At 51.7% G+C, this 15,616-nt stretch carries 12 protein-coding genes; all 12 read right to left on the reverse strand.

The window, feature by feature from the left end:
• Positions 1-13 precede the first annotated feature (13 nt).
• The gene (gene pnp, locus NR121_RS01225) at positions 14-2,116 is read right to left on the reverse strand and encodes a polyribonucleotide nucleotidyltransferase (protein ID WP_062408010.1); all 2,103 of its coding nucleotides are present in this window, start codon (positions 2,114-2,116) and stop codon (positions 14-16) included.
• A gap of 267 nt (positions 2,117-2,383) precedes the next feature.
• The gene (rpsO, locus tag NR121_RS01230) at positions 2,384-2,653 is read right to left on the reverse strand and encodes a 30S ribosomal protein S15 (RefSeq protein WP_062408008.1); all 270 of its coding nucleotides are present in this window, start codon (positions 2,651-2,653) and stop codon (positions 2,384-2,386) included.
• A gap of 168 nt (positions 2,654-2,821) precedes the next feature.
• A complete protein-coding gene (locus NR121_RS01235; protein ID WP_054818106.1) occupies positions 2,822-3,775 on the reverse strand; it encodes a bifunctional riboflavin kinase/FAD synthetase in 954 nt (317 codons plus the stop codon).
• Between the two features lie 51 nt (positions 3,776-3,826).
• Positions 3,827-4,759: a tRNA pseudouridine(55) synthase TruB gene (gene truB / locus NR121_RS01240; RefSeq protein ID WP_054818105.1), complete on the reverse strand. Its 933-nt coding sequence runs from the start codon at positions 4,757-4,759 to the stop codon at positions 3,827-3,829.
• Complete coding sequence (locus tag NR121_RS01245; RefSeq protein ID WP_174350603.1) at positions 4,756-5,739, reverse strand: DHH family phosphoesterase; 984 nt, start codon at positions 5,737-5,739, stop codon at positions 4,756-4,758. Before NR121_RS01245 ends, truB begins: the two co-directional genes overlap by 4 nt.
• On the reverse strand, positions 5,736-6,092 hold the full coding sequence (rbfA, locus tag NR121_RS01250; RefSeq protein ID WP_062408003.1) for a 30S ribosome-binding factor RbfA: 357 nt from the start codon (positions 6,090-6,092) through the stop codon (positions 5,736-5,738). The genes NR121_RS01245 and rbfA overlap by 4 nt, the downstream gene beginning before the upstream one ends.
• 7 nt (positions 6,093-6,099) lie before the next feature.
• Positions 6,100-8,784, reverse strand: a complete 2,685-nt coding sequence (infB, locus tag NR121_RS01255) for a translation initiation factor IF-2 (RefSeq protein WP_062408002.1) — start codon at positions 8,782-8,784, stop codon at positions 6,100-6,102.
• A gap of 24 nt (positions 8,785-8,808) precedes the next feature.
• Positions 8,809-9,102: a YlxQ family RNA-binding protein gene (locus tag NR121_RS01260; protein WP_062408001.1), complete on the reverse strand. Its 294-nt coding sequence runs from the start codon at positions 9,100-9,102 to the stop codon at positions 8,809-8,811.
• Complete coding sequence (rnpM, locus tag NR121_RS01265; RefSeq protein ID WP_054818902.1) at positions 9,092-9,409, reverse strand: RNase P modulator RnpM; 318 nt, start codon at positions 9,407-9,409, stop codon at positions 9,092-9,094. The genes NR121_RS01260 and rnpM overlap by 11 nt, the downstream gene beginning before the upstream one ends.
• 43 nt (positions 9,410-9,452) lie before the next feature.
• The gene (gene nusA / locus NR121_RS01270; protein ID WP_062408000.1) at positions 9,453-10,550 is read right to left on the reverse strand and encodes a transcription termination factor NusA; all 1,098 of its coding nucleotides are present in this window, start codon (positions 10,548-10,550) and stop codon (positions 9,453-9,455) included.
• Positions 10,551-10,612: 62 nt separating this feature from the next.
• The gene (gene rimP, locus NR121_RS01275) at positions 10,613-11,071 is read right to left on the reverse strand and encodes a ribosome maturation factor RimP (protein WP_054818901.1); all 459 of its coding nucleotides are present in this window, start codon (positions 11,069-11,071) and stop codon (positions 10,613-10,615) included.
• Between the two features lie 159 nt (positions 11,072-11,230).
• Entirely contained in the window at positions 11,231-15,544 is a 4,314-nt protein-coding gene (locus NR121_RS01280; protein WP_062407999.1) for a PolC-type DNA polymerase III, read from the reverse strand.
• Positions 15,545-15,616 lie beyond the last annotated feature (72 nt).

Genomic DNA, 15,616 nt, shown 5'->3' on the forward strand with positions numbered 1-15,616 from the left:
AAGACTATGAGATTTAGTTTTGTGCCGGAACTTGTGCCGTCAATACCGCTTTGCGCGATAAATTCACGCGGCCCTGGGCATCAATTTCAGTGACTTTAACCGTAATCGCGTCACCGATCTTCACTACATCCTCTACCTTGCCAACGCGTTCGGTAGACAGCTGCGAGATGTGCACCAATCCTTCTTTGCCCGGTAAAATTTCAACAAAGCAGCCGAATTTCTCGATGCGCTTGACCGTGCCAAGATAGGTTTCTCCTACAACGACTTCGCGGACGATGCCTTCGATGATTTGACGAGCCTTCTCGTTCATCTCCTCGTTCGACGAGGCAATGTACACACGGCCATCCTGCTCGATATCGATTTTCACGCCGGTTTCCTCAATGATTTTGTTGATGATCTTACCGCCTGCTCCAATGACATCGCGGATTTTGTCCGGATTGATCTGCATCGTGACAATTTTCGGCGCATATTGCGACAACTGGGATTTCGGCTGATCGATGCGCTCGAGCATTTTGTTCAGGATGAACATTCGGCCTTTCTTGGCCTGCTCCAGCGACTGCGACAAGATAGCCCGGTCAATGCCGTCAATTTTGATGTCCATTTGCAGTGCCGTAACGCCTTTGGCCGTACCGGCCACTTTAAAGTCCATATCGCCGAGGTGGTCTTCCATCCCTTGAATATCTGTCAAAATGGAGAAGTGATCTCCATCTTTAATCAGTCCCATGGCAATACCTGCCACCGGCGCCTTGATCGGAACGCCTGCGTCCATCAAAGCCAGTGTACTGGCGCAAATACTTGCTTGCGACGTCGAACCGTTGGATTCCAATACCTCCGAAACAAGCCGAATGGTATAAGGAAATTCGGATTCCGAAGGAATAATCGGCTCAAGCGCACGTTCGCCAAGCGCTCCGTGACCGATCTCACGACGACCCGGAGGACGCAACGGCCTCGCCTCGCCCACACTGAACGGAGGGAAGTTGTAATGATGCATAAACCGTTTCGATTCTTCCAAATCCAGCCCGTCAAGAATTTGCACATCGCCCAGTGCCCCAAGCGTACAAACGCTGAGCGCCTGTGTTTGGCCGCGGGTGAAGAGTCCTGATCCATGCGTACGAGGCAGCAGATTGATGTCGCACTCGATCGGGCGGATTTCCTCCAATCCGCGTCCGTCCGGACGCACCTTGTCGTGCGTAATCAAACGGCGCACTTCTTCTTTTACGATATCGTAAAGCGTTTCTTTCACATCCGCCATCTTTTCCGGAGTTTCTGCATAAACTGCGGCAAAGTGCTCTATAGCATCGTTGTTTACCGCATCGATCGCATTTTGTCTGGCGTGCTTTTCTGGAACCTTCACCGCTTCGATCAGACGGGCAGCTGCAAACTCGCGAACCGCCTGGCTCACTTCCGCGTCCACGCTGTGTAGCTTGACTTCCATCTTCGGTTTGCCGACTTCTGCAGCAAATTGCTCTTGTACGGCAACGATTTTACGGATTTCGTCATGCCCGAACATGATCGCTTCGAGCATCACTTCCTCGGGAACTTCTTCCGCACCGGCTTCCACCATCATAATGGCATCCTTGGTCCCGGCCACTACCAGATGAATGTCGCTTTTCTCGGCCTGTTCCACTGTCGGATTGATGACGAACTGTCCATCTACCCTTCCGACAATCACACCGCCGATCGGACCGTGAAACGGCACGTCCGAAATGCTGAGCGCCGCGGATACGCCGATCATCGCCGTAATCTCCGGCGCGCATTCCTGATCCACGCTCATGACCATCGCTACGACCTGCACATCGTTACGGAAACCTTCCGGGAACAACGGCCGAATCGGACGATCCGTTAAACGGCTGGCGAGTATGGCTTTCTCGCTCGGACGTCCTTCCCGCTTGATGAATCCCCCCGGAATTTTCCCTACAGAATAAAGCCGTTCCTCATAGTTTACCGTCAGCGGGAAAAAATCCAAATCTTTCGGTTCAGCCGATGCCGTAACCGTGCAAAGCACGACCGTCTCACCGTAGCGGGCTAAAACAGCTCCGTTGGCCTGCTTGGCCAAACGTCCGGTTTCAAGAATCAGCGGACGCCCCCCGAGATCCATTTGCACCTTCTTCTCCATAAACAACCTCCTAAAAATTTGCGTTCGCTCCATGAAAAAACATATACACGAGAAATCGCTTATGTAGTGTTAGCGACCGTCTTCGGAGAAAATTACCGCGGCGGCCGGATCGAGTTTATCTATAATGCATTCTGCATAATGATTAGTATTTCCTTCTTTTGCGAAAATAGTAGCCGAAAAAAAGCAACCCCGCAAGCCTATGCATCCATCGCCATAGGCCTGGCGTGCACAAAGGACAAGCGTGGTTGCTTTTGTTATGACCGTAAATTAACGGCGCAAGCCGAGCTTTTCGATCAAGGCGCTGTAACGCTGAACGTCTTTGTTTTTGAGGTACGTCAGCAGCTTACGGCGCTGGCCTACCATCTTGAGCAAGCCGCGACGAGAGTGATGGTCCTTCTTGTGCGTCTTCAGATGGTTGGTCAAATTGACGATGTTTTCCGTAAGAATTGCGATTTGCACTTCAGGAGATCCTGTATCGTTCTCATGCGTCTTATGAGTTTGGATTAATTCCTGCTTGCGTTCTTGAGTCAATGCCATTCCAATTCACCTCCATAAATAATCTAATCTCCTTTGGCCCAGAGATCGTTGGAGTGTTCGATTCTCCACGCCAAGGTTTCTCTATTGTCCCGCTTGTTATCCCCAGAGATATGCACTCGGGCAACGTTACAAAGTATATCATATTCCATCTGTAAAAGTAAAATCATATTATAAGTTTTGCATGGATCTGCGTTCTGCTATGATGAAACGCGCTTGGTCCGCATCCTGGCGGATTTGGGAAATCAGCTCCTGAACGGAGCCAAATTTCCTTTCATGTCGAATAAATCCGAGCAGCTCCACCTCTATGGTCTCACCATAAACCATATCGGAGAAGTCAAACAAATGCGCTTCCAATACCGGCTGCAGCAGGCCGGTATCGAATGTCGGCTTGACTCCGACATTCATAACGCCGCCTACTTTACGTCCCCGAACGGTTGCAACAACGGCATACACGCCATTGGCCGGAATCACATAGTCTTCCGACACCTCAATGTTAGCCGTGGGAAACCCGATCGTGCGGCCGCGGCCGTCTCCGTGAACTACTCTCCCTTGAAGCTTGTACGGGCGGCCCAAAAGAAGACCGGCTTCTTGAACGTCGCCGCTTAGAAGCAGGTTGCGGATTTGCGTACTGCTCACCTTTTCTCCGCGAAGCTCGAACGGACGTACCACCTCTACGGCAAAGCGCCCTCCAGCGAGATTGCAAAGCGTGTCCGATGTGCCCGCGCCCTTAAAGCCGAAGGTAAAGTCAAACCCGACAAATACGGTATTCACCCTCAAAGGAATAAGCATTTGTTCAACAAACTGCTCAGGGGATACCCGCATCAAAGTTTCGTTAAAATCGACGATGTACGTCGTATGAACTCCAAGTGCTTCAAGCTGCTCCTTTTTGGCAGCAAGCGGTGTCAGCAGTTGAGTGTATTTATCTATCCCCAGCACTTGACGGGGATGCGGATGAAACGTCATAATGGCAGCCGGAAGGCGCAATTCGGCCCCACGCTCGACCGCACGACGGATCACTTCCCGATGACCGAGATGTACGCCGTCAAATTCGCCGATAGCCAGCACCCGGGAGTCTGCAACACACGCCTCAGGGAGCGGAAACGTTAGCTGTACCGTATGCATCGTATTTTATTTCACCTACATTTCTTATAGGGCACGCTTTGCCGCCCATCTTCAAGAAAAGATTTTGTTTGGTAATAAAAGTCCGCGCCGCGGATCCCATTCAAAAATACCGATCAACCGGCCTTCGCCGGAGAATCCGGCAATAGGTTTGCCGGAATCCGCTTGTGAATTGTCCGTCTGCGGCCAATGAGCCGGCTCCAAACGAATTTTTTGTCCTGACAGCGCTCTTCGGGCTGATTCATCATCCAAACGGACCGATGGCAAACAGCTCAGCACATGTTCCATAGGTATCAGCTTATCCGACAGCGCCCCCCGTTCGTGAAGCTCTTCCACCTGCTCCAAGGTCAAGCACTGCTCCGGACCGATGTTGCCCGAAGACGTTCGCACCAACTCTCCCATCACCGCAGGGATTCCGAGCGCTGCACCAATGTCGGCGCACAGCGTCCGGATGTACGTACCCTTGGAACATTTCACGCGGAACCGGACTTCGGGAAATTCTCCCGACCAATCCGTTTTCAGCACTTCTATACTATAGATCGTAACGGTGCGTGCCTTGCGCTCGATTTCAACGCCTTGCCGCGCCAACTCGTATAAGCGCTTGCCCTCCACTTTCACAGCGGAATACATAGGCGGCACTTGTTCCATCGTTCCAACGAACTGTGCTATCGTCTCGGTCACCTGCTGAGGAGTCACCCTTCCTCCAGGATTCTCCAATCTTTGAAGCACTTGTCCGCTCATATCTTGCGTATCCGTACAAAGACCCAGACGGAGTACGGCTTCGTATGCCTTGGGCATTTCCTGCACGTACTCGACCAACCGGGTCGCACGCCCGATACAAAGCGGCAGCACGCCGGTCACTTGAGGATCCAGTGTGCCCGTATGGCCGATTCGTTTAATTCGTATGATCCGGCGAACCTTTGCCACCACATCATGAGAAGTAAAGCCTTTCGGCTTCCAAATCGGTAAAATGCCTTCGAGCGTCATGAGAGCTCCTTCCCTACTTCCTTGACTACTTGCTCAATCGCTTCCTCGAGACTGCCGCTGATCGTACAGCCCGCGGCACGAACGTGCCCGCCGCCCCCGAACCGCTTGGCAATGGCAGCCACATCCGCTTGGCCCGCTGACCTCAGACTTACTTTTACAGATCCGGGCTGCTTCTCCTTGAACAGCATACCGACCTCCACGCCCTCCACATTACGGGCATAGTTCACCAGCCCGTCCATATCCTCAGAGGTCGCTTCGGTGGACGACAAATCGTCCAGTGTCACATACAGCCAGGCCGCCCGATTATTATGGGCGAAAGACAATGTACTCAAGCTCCGCTTGAGCAGCGAAACCTGACCGTAAGTCATCGTTTCGAGCAGCCTTTCGGCGAGCTTGTGTCCTTGCACGCCGCGCGCCAGCATGTCGGCGGCAATTTGCAGCACTTTGGGAGTGGTATTGGCGTAACGGAAGCCGCCCGTATCGGTAAGAAGACCGGAATAAATGCAAATACTCAGCTCACGGGTCAGCTCGACGCCAAGCTCCAGTGCCAGATCGTACAGCACCTCGACTGTAGCTGCAGCATCGGCCCGGACCAGATTGACTTGCCCGAAGTTATCGTTTGTCGCATGATGATCGATATTTAAGAGCTGCCATTGCGGGGCAAAGCAGCTCCGTACTTGGCCGATACGCTCAAAATCAGCACAATCGACCGAAATAATCGTCCTGAACGTCCGTTCGGGACGTTCCAATTCGTAAGGTATGACAGAAAACGAGCCGGCCATGTACATGAACTTCTCCGGAATCCGGCCCTCATTGATCAACGTGGCCTTTTTATTAAGGGACTTCAGCAGCCATGCCATAGCGAACGTGGAACCGGAGGCATCCCCGTCAGGCTGGACATGGGATACCACCAGGAAATCATCGTTATTGCGGATAAACTCAGCCGCTGATCGGAGCTGAGCTTCGTAACCGACGGTCATATATTCGGGTTCTCCTGTTTAATTTGCTGAAGGAGCCCTTGAATCTTAGAACCGTAATCAATCGACTCATCGAATTTGAACAGGAGTTCCGGTATCTTGCGCATCCGAATTCGCTTGCCGAGCTCCGAACGGATAAAACCGGTGCTGCGGGTCAGTCCCTTCAACGTTTCTTCCTTCTGCTCATCGGTGCCGAGAACGCTCAAAAAGACCTTCGCCTGAGAAAAATCATTCGTTACATCCACGCCCGTCACCGTAATAAAACCGATCCGAGGGTCTTTTAACTCCGACTGGATGATTTGGCTCAGCTCTTTTTTGATTTGTTCTCCGACTCTGCCCACGCGAATTTTAGCCATATGCGGATCACCTCTCTACAGTTTCCATTACGAAGGCTTCAATCGTATCTCCTTCTTTAATATCATTGAATTTGTCTAGAGATATACCACATTCGTATCCTTGAGCAACCTCTTTGGCGTCATCTTTGAAACGTTTGAGTGAATCGATTTTTCCTTGGTAGACGACAATGCCGTCGCGAACCAGGCGCACTTCCGCATTGCGTGTAATTTTGCCGTCGATCACCATACAACCGGCGATCACGCCGACTTTGGACACTTTAAAGGTATTGCGCACTTCCGCATGGCCGATAACCACTTCTTTATATTCAGGATCAAGAAGCCCTTTCATAGCGTGCTCAATTTCTTCCATCACTTTGTAAATAATGCTGTGCATACGAATATCGACTTTTTCCTGCTCAGCCGTATTCTTCGCCTGCGGCTCGGGACGAACGTTAAATCCGATGATGATCGCATTGGAGGCCGATGCCAAAATAACGTCGGATTCCGTAACCGCGCCTACACCGCTGTGTATGATTTTAACCCGTGCGCCTTCAACATCGATTTTTTCGAGCGAGCCTTTGAGCGCCTCGGCAGAACCTTGTACGTCCGCCTTAATGATGACGTTGAGATCCTTGATTTCGCCTTCTTTGATTTGCTTGTACAAATCATCGAGCGTTACACGGGCATTCGCCCCCATTTCGGATTGACGCAGCGTCACCGCACGCTTCTCGGCAATGGCTCTTGCCTTACGTTCGTCTTCAAAGACAAGGAACGGATCGCCAGCCTGTGGAACTTCGGTCAAGCCGGTAATCTCAACCGGTGTAGAAGGTCCCGCTTCTTTAAGCTTACGGCCCCTGTCGTTGACCATCGCCCGTACGCGGCCAAAGCAAACGCCGGCTACGAAACTGTCGCCCACCTTCAGCGTACCGTGCTGAATCAGAATGCGGGCAACCGGCCCTTTACCCTTATCCAGCTCTGCCTCGATGACCGTGCCTCTTGCCCGTTTATTCGGATTGGCTTTTAATTCCTGAACCTCGGCGACAAGCAAAATCATATCGAGCAGGTTCTCAAGACCGATGCGCTGTTTAGCGGAAATGTTGCAGAAGATCGTATCCCCGCCCCACTCTTCAGGTACCAGTTCGTATTCTGTCAGCTCCTGCTTGATGCGGTCCGGATTAGCATCCGGCTTATCAATTTTGTTGACAGCGACAATGATCGGTACTTTTGCCGCTTTGGCATGGTTGATCGCCTCGACGGTTTGCGGCATGACGCCGTCATCCGCAGCTACAACGATAATCGTAATATCCGTCACCTGAGCTCCGCGGGCACGCATCGACGTAAATGCTTCGTGGCCCGGAGTATCCAGGAACGTGATTTTTTTGCCGTGAGCTTCCACTTGATACGCACCGATATGCTGAGTGATGCCTCCGGCTTCGCCTTCCGTTACGTTGGTCTTGCGGATCGCATCCAGCAGTGTCGTTTTACCATGGTCAACGTGACCCATAATGGTAACGACCGGCGGACGCTCGAGCAGATCGGCTTCGTCGTCAATTTCTTCAAACTGCTCGAACTTGTCTTCCTCAACCGGAATCTTCAGTTCCACTTCGACTCCGTAATCAGAAGCCAGCAATTGAATCGCATCCAAATCAAGCTCCTGGTTGATTGTAGCCATCACGCCCAGGAACAACAGCTTCTTAATCACCTCGGAAGCGTCCTTGTGAAGCGCCTTGGCCAACTCGCCTACCGTCATGGTACCGCGAACGATAATTTTCTTGGGCGTATTGTCGATCTTCGGCTTCGGAGGCTCGGAGTGATTTTTACCGCCCTTGCCTTGATTCTTTTGATTGCCGCGGTTTTGAAGCCCTTTGCCGCCCGATTTAAAATCGTCAAAACGTTTTTGTCCCAGTTTTGTTTTCTTGTTGGCTGCGCCTTTAGCTGCTACATTATCGTCGACATCCACCTGAAGCACGCTCCCCAGCGATCGGGACTCTCCAGACCCGGGAGTCCGATTACTGCCTCCGCGCTGGTCCAATCCGTTTCTGCGGGCATCCGGTCTTTGCCCCTGCTGACCTCCGCCTTGCTGACCTTGCGGACGCTGCCCGGGACCCCGGCCGCCTTGGCCGCCGCCGCGGTTAAAGCCGCCTCCCTGACCTTGTCCTTGACCGGAGCCCGCCGGGCCACGGCGTTCGCCTTGAGGGCGTCCGCCGCCTTGGTTTCCTTGACCGCTTTGACGATGCTGGCCCTGACCTTGTCTGCTGTCGCCCTGCGGTCTGTTGGAGGAGGATGGCCCCCCTTGACCTTGACCGCCCTGCGGTCTGCCTGACTGTCCGCCGCCTTGGCCTTGCGGTCTGCCCGATGAAGGCGCGTTGCTTGGTCGGGTTGCCGCCGATTGCACTTGCGCCGCCGACTTTCTTTGCTCCGGCTTGGATTGAACTGCAACCGTCTGCTGCTTAGGTTCCTGTCGTCCTGCCGGTTTGTCGGCCGATTTGGCGGCCGCCGCTCCATCATTTCTCTTTGCCGCTGCATTTGCCTTTACATCTTTGAAAAATTTCTCCACACTTTCCACCGCATCATTCTCCATTACGCTCATATGATTGTTCACCGGCTTGCCCAGTCGTTTTAAAATCGTAATAATCTCTTTACTGCTCATGTTCAAGGATTTCGCATACTCATACACTCTAATTTTATCTTTATTGTTATCTTGTTTTGTCAATACAGTCCACCTCCGTGCGTTCTCCTACTGCTTCAACATGCGCGCAAACCCCGCGTCCGTTACCGCAATAACGACCCGCGTTTCCTTACCGATGCTTGCCCCCAGCTGATCCCGACGGCCGTACTGATAAATAGGAACCCCATAATAACTGCATTTATCGTTAACTTTTTTGAATGTACCTTCGGAAGCGTCTTCGGCTACGATCACCAGCTTCGCCTGGCCGCCTCGTATTGCTTCAATGACCATATCTTCTCCGGTGACCAGTTTTCCTGCCCTCATAGCCAGCCCCAAATTCGAAAAAAATTTATCATTCTTCATCTTCGTCGTCCACCGCATCTTTTCCGGCAATAAACTCGTCTTCCACCTTAATGAAATCCTGTTCAAGCGCATCGTAAATGTCCGGAAGGACCGCAGTCTTCAGTGCGCGGTCCAAGGCACGCGACTTTTTGGCCAGCCTGAAGCAGGACTGCTTTCCGCACAAATAAGCTCCTCGCCCCGCTCTCTTTCCCTTCAGATCGATATGGAGCTCGCCGTCGGGAGTCTTTACCACTCGGATGAGTTCTTTCTTTGGCATCATTTGCTGGCAGGCCACGCATTTGCGTAGAGGTATTTTTCGCTGCTTCATCGTTTCATTCCCTCCCGTATGCTAATCCACCGACCCGCCTGATTTAGTCGATGCTGACCGAATCCTGATGCATTTCTTCGGAGTTGGCTTTAGGACGCCCATACTCCTGCTCCGCTTGCGTTTCGCTCTTGATATCGATCTTCCAACCGGTCAGCTTTGCGGCAAGCCGGGCGTTCTGCCCTTTAATTCCGATAGCAAGAGACAACTGGTAGTCGGGAACGATGACTCGTGCCATTTTTTCCGCTTCGAACACCTGTACCTCCAGAACCTTGGAAGGGCTCAAGGCATTGGCCACATATTCTTCAATGTTTTCCATCCAGCGGACAATGTCGATCTTCTCGCCTTTCAGTTCGTTGACGATCGTTTGTACGCGCATGCCCTTGGGACCTACGCAGGAGCCGACCGGATCAACCTCCTCGTTGCGGGAATGCACGGCGATTTTGGAACGGTACCCGGCTTCTCGCGCTACCGAGCGGATTTCCACCACGCCTTGGAAAATTTCCGGAACTTCCAGCTCGAACAAACGTTTAAGCAGACCCGGATGGGTACGTGACAGCACAATTTGCGGACCTTTGGTCGTATTTTCCACTTTTGTGATATAAGCTTTCACACGGTCGCCCTGTTTGAATTTGTCCGTAGGCATCAACTCGCCAAGCGGCATCACCGCCTCAATCTTGCCGAGATCAATGTACAGGTTGCGTTGGTCCTGACGCTGTACAATCCCGTTGACGATGTCTTCTTCCTTGTCCACATAAGCGTTATATATCAAACCGCGTTCCGCTTCACGGATCCGCTGCGTGACGACCTGCTTTGCGGTCTGCGCCGCAATACGCCCGAAATCCCGCGGCGTCACTTCGATTTCGACGATATCGTTTAATTGATAGTTTTGATTTATCTCCCGTGCGGCGTGAAGTGAAATCTCCAGGCGAGGGTCGAGCACTTCATCCACAACCGTCTTGCGCGCATAAACTTTAATCAGACCCGTATGGCGGTTGATATCGACGCGCACGTTCTGCGCTGTATTGAAGTTGCGCTTATAACTGGAAATTAGAGCCGCCTCGATGGCATCGATGAGCACTTCTTTGGAAATGCCCTTTTCTCTTTCAATTTCATTTAACGCTTCAATAAAATCCATGTTCATTTGAACGGAGTTCCCCCTCTCGTATAATTGAGAAATGTGACTAACGACAATTCAATGCTTTATCAGAACACAATGGCAAGCCGTGCGCTTGCCACTTTCGCAAAAGGTATAACATGCTGTTTCTTGCCGACTTCAATCACTACCGTCTGCTCGTCGAACGACAGGAGCTTGCCCTCGAACTCTTTTAAACCGTCAACCGGTTCATAAGTCGTAACGAAAACATGCTCCCCTACCGCCTTGTGATAATCCTGGGTTTTCTTTAAGGGGCGCTCTGCTCCCGGGGACGACACCTCAAGGAAATAGGCGTTTGGTATCGGGTCCTTTTCGTCCAGCCTTGCGCTCAAATATTCGCTGATGCGCCCGCAGTCGTCAATGTCGATGCCGCCTTCCTTGTCGACGTACACCCTTAGAAACCAGTTGCCGCCTTCCTTGACATATTCAATGTCGATCAGTTCAAATCCGTTCTCGTCCAAAAAAGGCCGGACCAGCTCTTCCACTGTGGATTTGATGTGTGTGCTCAACCTGCTTCCTCCTATTCACTCGCTTGAATGCCTTATACAAAATGTAAAGAGTGGGTTTCCCCACTCTCTGGTTACGAGATATAACATTACTACCGTAGAAGATTATACCATAAGTGCCGTTCAATTTGCAATAATGATGAAAACGACAACCTCTTCCGTTTAAAACAGCGAAAGCTGGTTTGTCTCCGGCAAACCTCGGAAGCAGCCCATGCCGGCCAAAATTTCTACAATCGTTTTCGACGCTTTACTGCGCGTTTGGAAATCCTCGATGGACAAGAACGGACCATCGTTTCGGGCCGCTGCGATATTTTTGGCCGCATTCTCGCCGATTCCGCCAACAGCCGAAAACGGCGGTATAAGGGAGTCTCCGTCAATCAGAAACTTGGTAGCGTCCGATTTGTACAAATCGATGCTTTTGAATGTAAACCCGCGCGCAGTCATCTCCAGCGCCATCTCAAGGATCGATATCATATTTTTTTCTTTCGGGGAGGCTTGAAAGCCCTTTTCCTCGATCTCGATCAGCCTGCTGAGAATCGCGTCGTAGCCCTGGCACAGGAGCTCAATCTCAAAGTCCGTCGCCCGAACGGAGAAGTAGGTCGCATAGTAAGCAATCGGATGGTACAGCTTAAAGTAAGCGGTACGTACGGCGGAAATGACATAGGCAGAGGCGTGCGCCTTCGGGAACATGTACTCGATCTTCTCGCAGGAGTCGATGTACCACTGCGGGACATTATGCTTCTTCATCTCTTCTTTCCACTCTTCGGTAAGCCCTTTACCCTTACGCACGCTCTCGGTAATTTTAAAGGCGAGTCCCGCGTCCATTCCCGCTTTATAAATCAAATACAGCATGATATCGTCGCGGCAGCCAATTACCGTTTTGATCGTACATATGCCTTTTCTTATCAGCTCTTGCGCGTTGCCGAGCCACACTCCGGTGCCATGAGACAGCCCGGATATTTGCAGCAGATCCGCGAAGCTGCTGGGCTTTGCCTCTTCCAGCATCTGACGCACGAACTTCGTCCCCATCTCCGGAACGCCGTACGTCGCTACGGGTGTCCGAATCTGTTCCGGCGTGACGCCAAGCGCTTCTACGGAGTTGAACATGCTCATGACCTTCGGATCGTTCATAGGGATCGTTGTCGGATCGACCCCCGTCAAATCCTGCAGCATCCGCATCATCGTTGGATCATCGTGTCCCAGTATATCAAGCTTGAGCAGATTGGCATCGAACGCGTGATAATCAAAATGCGTCGTCTTCCATTCCGCGCTTGTGTCGTCGGCCGGGTACTGGACCGGCGTAATATCATTAACATCGATATAATCCGGAACGACCACGATCCCCCCGGGATGCTGTCCTGTGCTTCGCTTAACCCCCGTACAACCCATAGCCAAACGGTTCAGCTCCGCTCCGCGCCACTTTTTGCCGTGCTCCTCTTCATATTTTTTCACGAATCCGTAAGCCGTCTTTTCGGCAACCGTACCGATCGTTCCGGCCCGGAATACGTTTTTCTCGCCAAACAGCACCTTCGTGTAGTTGTGAGCATGCGGCTGGTATTCGCCGGAGAAGTTCAGATCGATATCGGGGACCTTATCCCCTTTAAAGCCAAGGAACGTTTCAAACGGAATGTCCTGACCGTCACCTTTCAACTTCTCGCCGCAATTCGGGCAATTTTTATCCGGAAGATCGAAGCCGCTCGGAATCGACCCGTCGAGAATCCACTCGCTGTGTTTGCACGATTTGCATACATAATGAGGCGGCAGGGGGTTGACCTCGGAAATCCCCAGAAACGTAGCCACGACGGAGGAGCCGACGGACCCCCGGGAGCCGACGAGATAGCCGTCTTGGTTGGATTTTTTCACAAGCCGCTCGGATATCAAATAGTTCGCAGAGAAGCCGTACTTGATGATCGGCACCAATTCCTTCTCCAGCCGCGCCGTCACCACTTCCGGAAGCGGATCCCCATAAATCTGCCGCGCGGTTTCGTAGCAAGTGTTGCGGATTTCTTCGTCCGCACCCTCGATGATCGGTGTGAAAAGCTTCGTCGGGAACAGCTCCAGCTCCTCGAACTGGTCGGCAAGCTCGGAGGTGTTTTTGACAACGACCTCATAAGCCGTCTCTTTACCCAAATATTCGAATTCGGCCAGCATTTCCTTCGTAGTCCTGAAATGAACGTCCGGCTTGCGGATGTCTTTCAAAGGACTAAAGCCCGTAATCCCGTGAATCGTAATGTCGCGCGATATTTTTTCACGCGGATGCAGGTAGTGCACATTGCCGGTTGCAATGACCGGTTTGCCGAGCTTGCGTCCGATCTCAATGATTTTACGGTTAGCATCCTCCAACTGTGCAGGGCTTCCAACCAGGCCTTTTTCCACCAAATGCATATTGATGCCGGTCGGTTGAATTTCCAGCACATCGTAGAACGCTGCAACGTTCTCCGCTTCTTCCAACGATTTATTGAGCACCGTTTCAAAAAACTCGCCCTTTTCGCATCCGGAAGCGATGATCAGGCCCTCGCGCATTTCCTGCAGCTTACTCTTGGGAATGCACGCCACCCGGTGGAAATATTCCGTATGCGATAAGGATACCAGGGTGAACAGGTTCTTTTTGCCTATCATGTTCTTGGCATAAATACAACAGTGGAACGGCCGTTGGGTAGCCAGGTTCTTGCCCACCTGATCGTTAAGCCGATCCAGCTGCGTGTATCCCCTATCCGCCGCTTCCTTTAACAGATGGAAGAGCACGAAGCCAAGCGCAATCGAATCGTCGATGGCCCGGTGATGGTTGTCCAGACTCACCTTGAACTTATCCGCCAGTGTATTGAGACGGTGGTTCTTCATCGTCGGGAACAATAAACGCGCCAGCTCCAGCGTGTCCAGCACCGGATTGCTCACTTCCGGCAGGCCAAGCCGCTTGCAGTTGGCCTGAATAAATCCGATATCGAACCTGGCGTTGTGCGCGACCAGAACGCTATCCCCGACAAACTCGATGAATTTAGGAAGCACATCCTCCAGTTCCGGAGCGCCCTTTACCATATCATCGGTGATGTTGGTCAATTGCTGGATATTGTACGGAATCCGTTCGTGCGGATCGATGAATGTAGCAAAACGGTCAATCTCCTTGCCTTCCTTCATTTTGACGCCGGCGATTTCAATGATTTTGTTGCTGGTCACGGACAAACCGGTCGTCTCGATGTCGAAAATAACGTACTCCGCGTCGGCAATCGCGATGTCGGTCGCATTCATGACCACTTGGACCGAATCGTCAATCACATTGGCCTCCAGTCCGTATATGACCTTAATGCCGTGTTTCTTCGAAGCTTTATAAGCCTCGGGAAAACTCTGAACGCCGCTGTGATCGGTGACGGCGATCGCCTTGTGCCCCCATTTGGCCGCTGTTTTAATATACTGATCCACAGGAGTAATCCCGTCCATCGTACTCATCGTCGTATGTAAATGAAACTCTACGCGCTTCTCCTCGGCATCATCCATACGATCCGGCGGCGCCACGATTTCGTTTATATCCGATGGAATCATGACCAACTCGGGTGTTTGCATAAACCGGTCGTACTCCACCCGTCCACGCAGCTTCAGCCATTTGCCGTTGGTGATGAGGTTGTAGATTTTTACGTCTTCCTTCGTTTTGGCGAATGCCTTCACCATAATGGAATCGGTAAAATCCGTGATGTTAAACATATATAAAGTGCTTCCGTTTTTCAGCTCCTTGACTTCCATGCCGAATACGGTTCCCTGCACCGTAATTTTCTTTTCCTCGTCCTGTACCTCTTGCAGCGGTACGGCCGGTTCCTTGATGTCATAGCCGACCATCAGCTTAAGTTCTTCATTTGACTGCGATGCCGCTTCGTTCTCCGCTTCCACCGCCGTCATGATGACACTTGCGACCTCTTTTTCTTCCTGAGCGATCTGCTTCGCGAATTTCTCCATTTCTTGCTCCCGTGACCCGCTCACGGCATACTTCACATAAAAATCAACGCCGAAGAATTGGCTGAAATAGTTCTGAATCAAGCCGCCGATATTTTTCTTCTTCGCCAGCTCAAGCCCGATGGAATCCAGCAGATGAAGCGTCAGCACGTTATCCTTCACTTCAATGTGCGCCTTGGTCATCCATCCGTTGATGGACGCCGCCTCCCGCTGCACCCACTCGATAAACATGCTCCAATACTCATGCGCGACCGCTTCCGGTTTGACCTCCGCCGTGTACTGCAGCACGAAACGTATCGCGGCAATATGTGAAAATTTATCGCGTATCATCTTGCAGAAGGAACGATAGATGTCAGAAGGGACGATTTGGCTTTTCACGATAAAGAAGACCCATTCTTTATTTTTACGACTCGTCTCTACCTTATCAATATATCCGTCCGAAAAAAAAGACTGAACTACATCCGTCGGAACGCCCGCCTGATGCATCAGCATCTCAAACCTGTCGCGTTTATGCGCCGTACTGCTGCTGCTCATCTTGACCTCCTATCTAAAGAAAAGCTCCTGATCAAAGCCCTTTCGTTAAAGAACCGTTCGTGGTTTAACTGC

Origin of the sequence: Paenibacillus sp. Pae15, from assembly GCF_024519685.1 — a bacterium.
Lineage (GTDB): Bacteria > Bacillota > Bacilli > Paenibacillales > NBRC-103111 > Paenibacillus_G > Paenibacillus_G naphthalenovorans.

Excerpts from the sequence above, each read along its gene's own strand:
- rnpM (WP_054818902.1), bottom strand. The coding sequence starts at position 9,409 with ATGAAGCAGCGAAAAATACCTCTACGCAAATGCGTGGCCTGCCAGCAA.
- NR121_RS01260 (WP_062408001.1), bottom strand. The coding sequence starts at position 9,102 with ATGAAGAATGATAAATTTTTTTCGAATTTGGGGCTGGCTATGAGGGCA.
- NR121_RS01245 (WP_174350603.1), bottom strand. The coding sequence starts at position 5,739 with ATGACCGTCGGTTACGAAGCTCAGCTCCGATCAGCGGCTGAGTTTATC.
- nusA (WP_062408000.1), bottom strand. The coding sequence starts at position 10,550 with ATGAACATGGATTTTATTGAAGCGTTAAATGAAATTGAAAGAGAAAAG.
- rbfA (WP_062408003.1), bottom strand. The coding sequence starts at position 6,092 with ATGGCTAAAATTCGCGTGGGCAGAGTCGGAGAACAAATCAAAAAAGAG.
- truB (WP_054818105.1), bottom strand. The coding sequence starts at position 4,759 with ATGACGCTCGAAGGCATTTTACCGATTTGGAAGCCGAAAGGCTTTACT.
- NR121_RS01280 (WP_062407999.1), bottom strand. The coding sequence starts at position 15,544 with ATGAGCAGCAGCAGTACGGCGCATAAACGCGACAGGTTTGAGATGCTG.
- pnp (WP_062408010.1), bottom strand. The coding sequence starts at position 2,116 with ATGGAGAAGAAGGTGCAAATGGATCTCGGGGGGCGTCCGCTGATTCTT.
- rpsO (WP_062408008.1), bottom strand. The coding sequence starts at position 2,653 with ATGGCATTGACTCAAGAACGCAAGCAGGAATTAATCCAAACTCATAAG.
- NR121_RS01235 (WP_054818106.1), bottom strand. The coding sequence starts at position 3,775 with ATGCATACGGTACAGCTAACGTTTCCGCTCCCTGAGGCGTGTGTTGCA.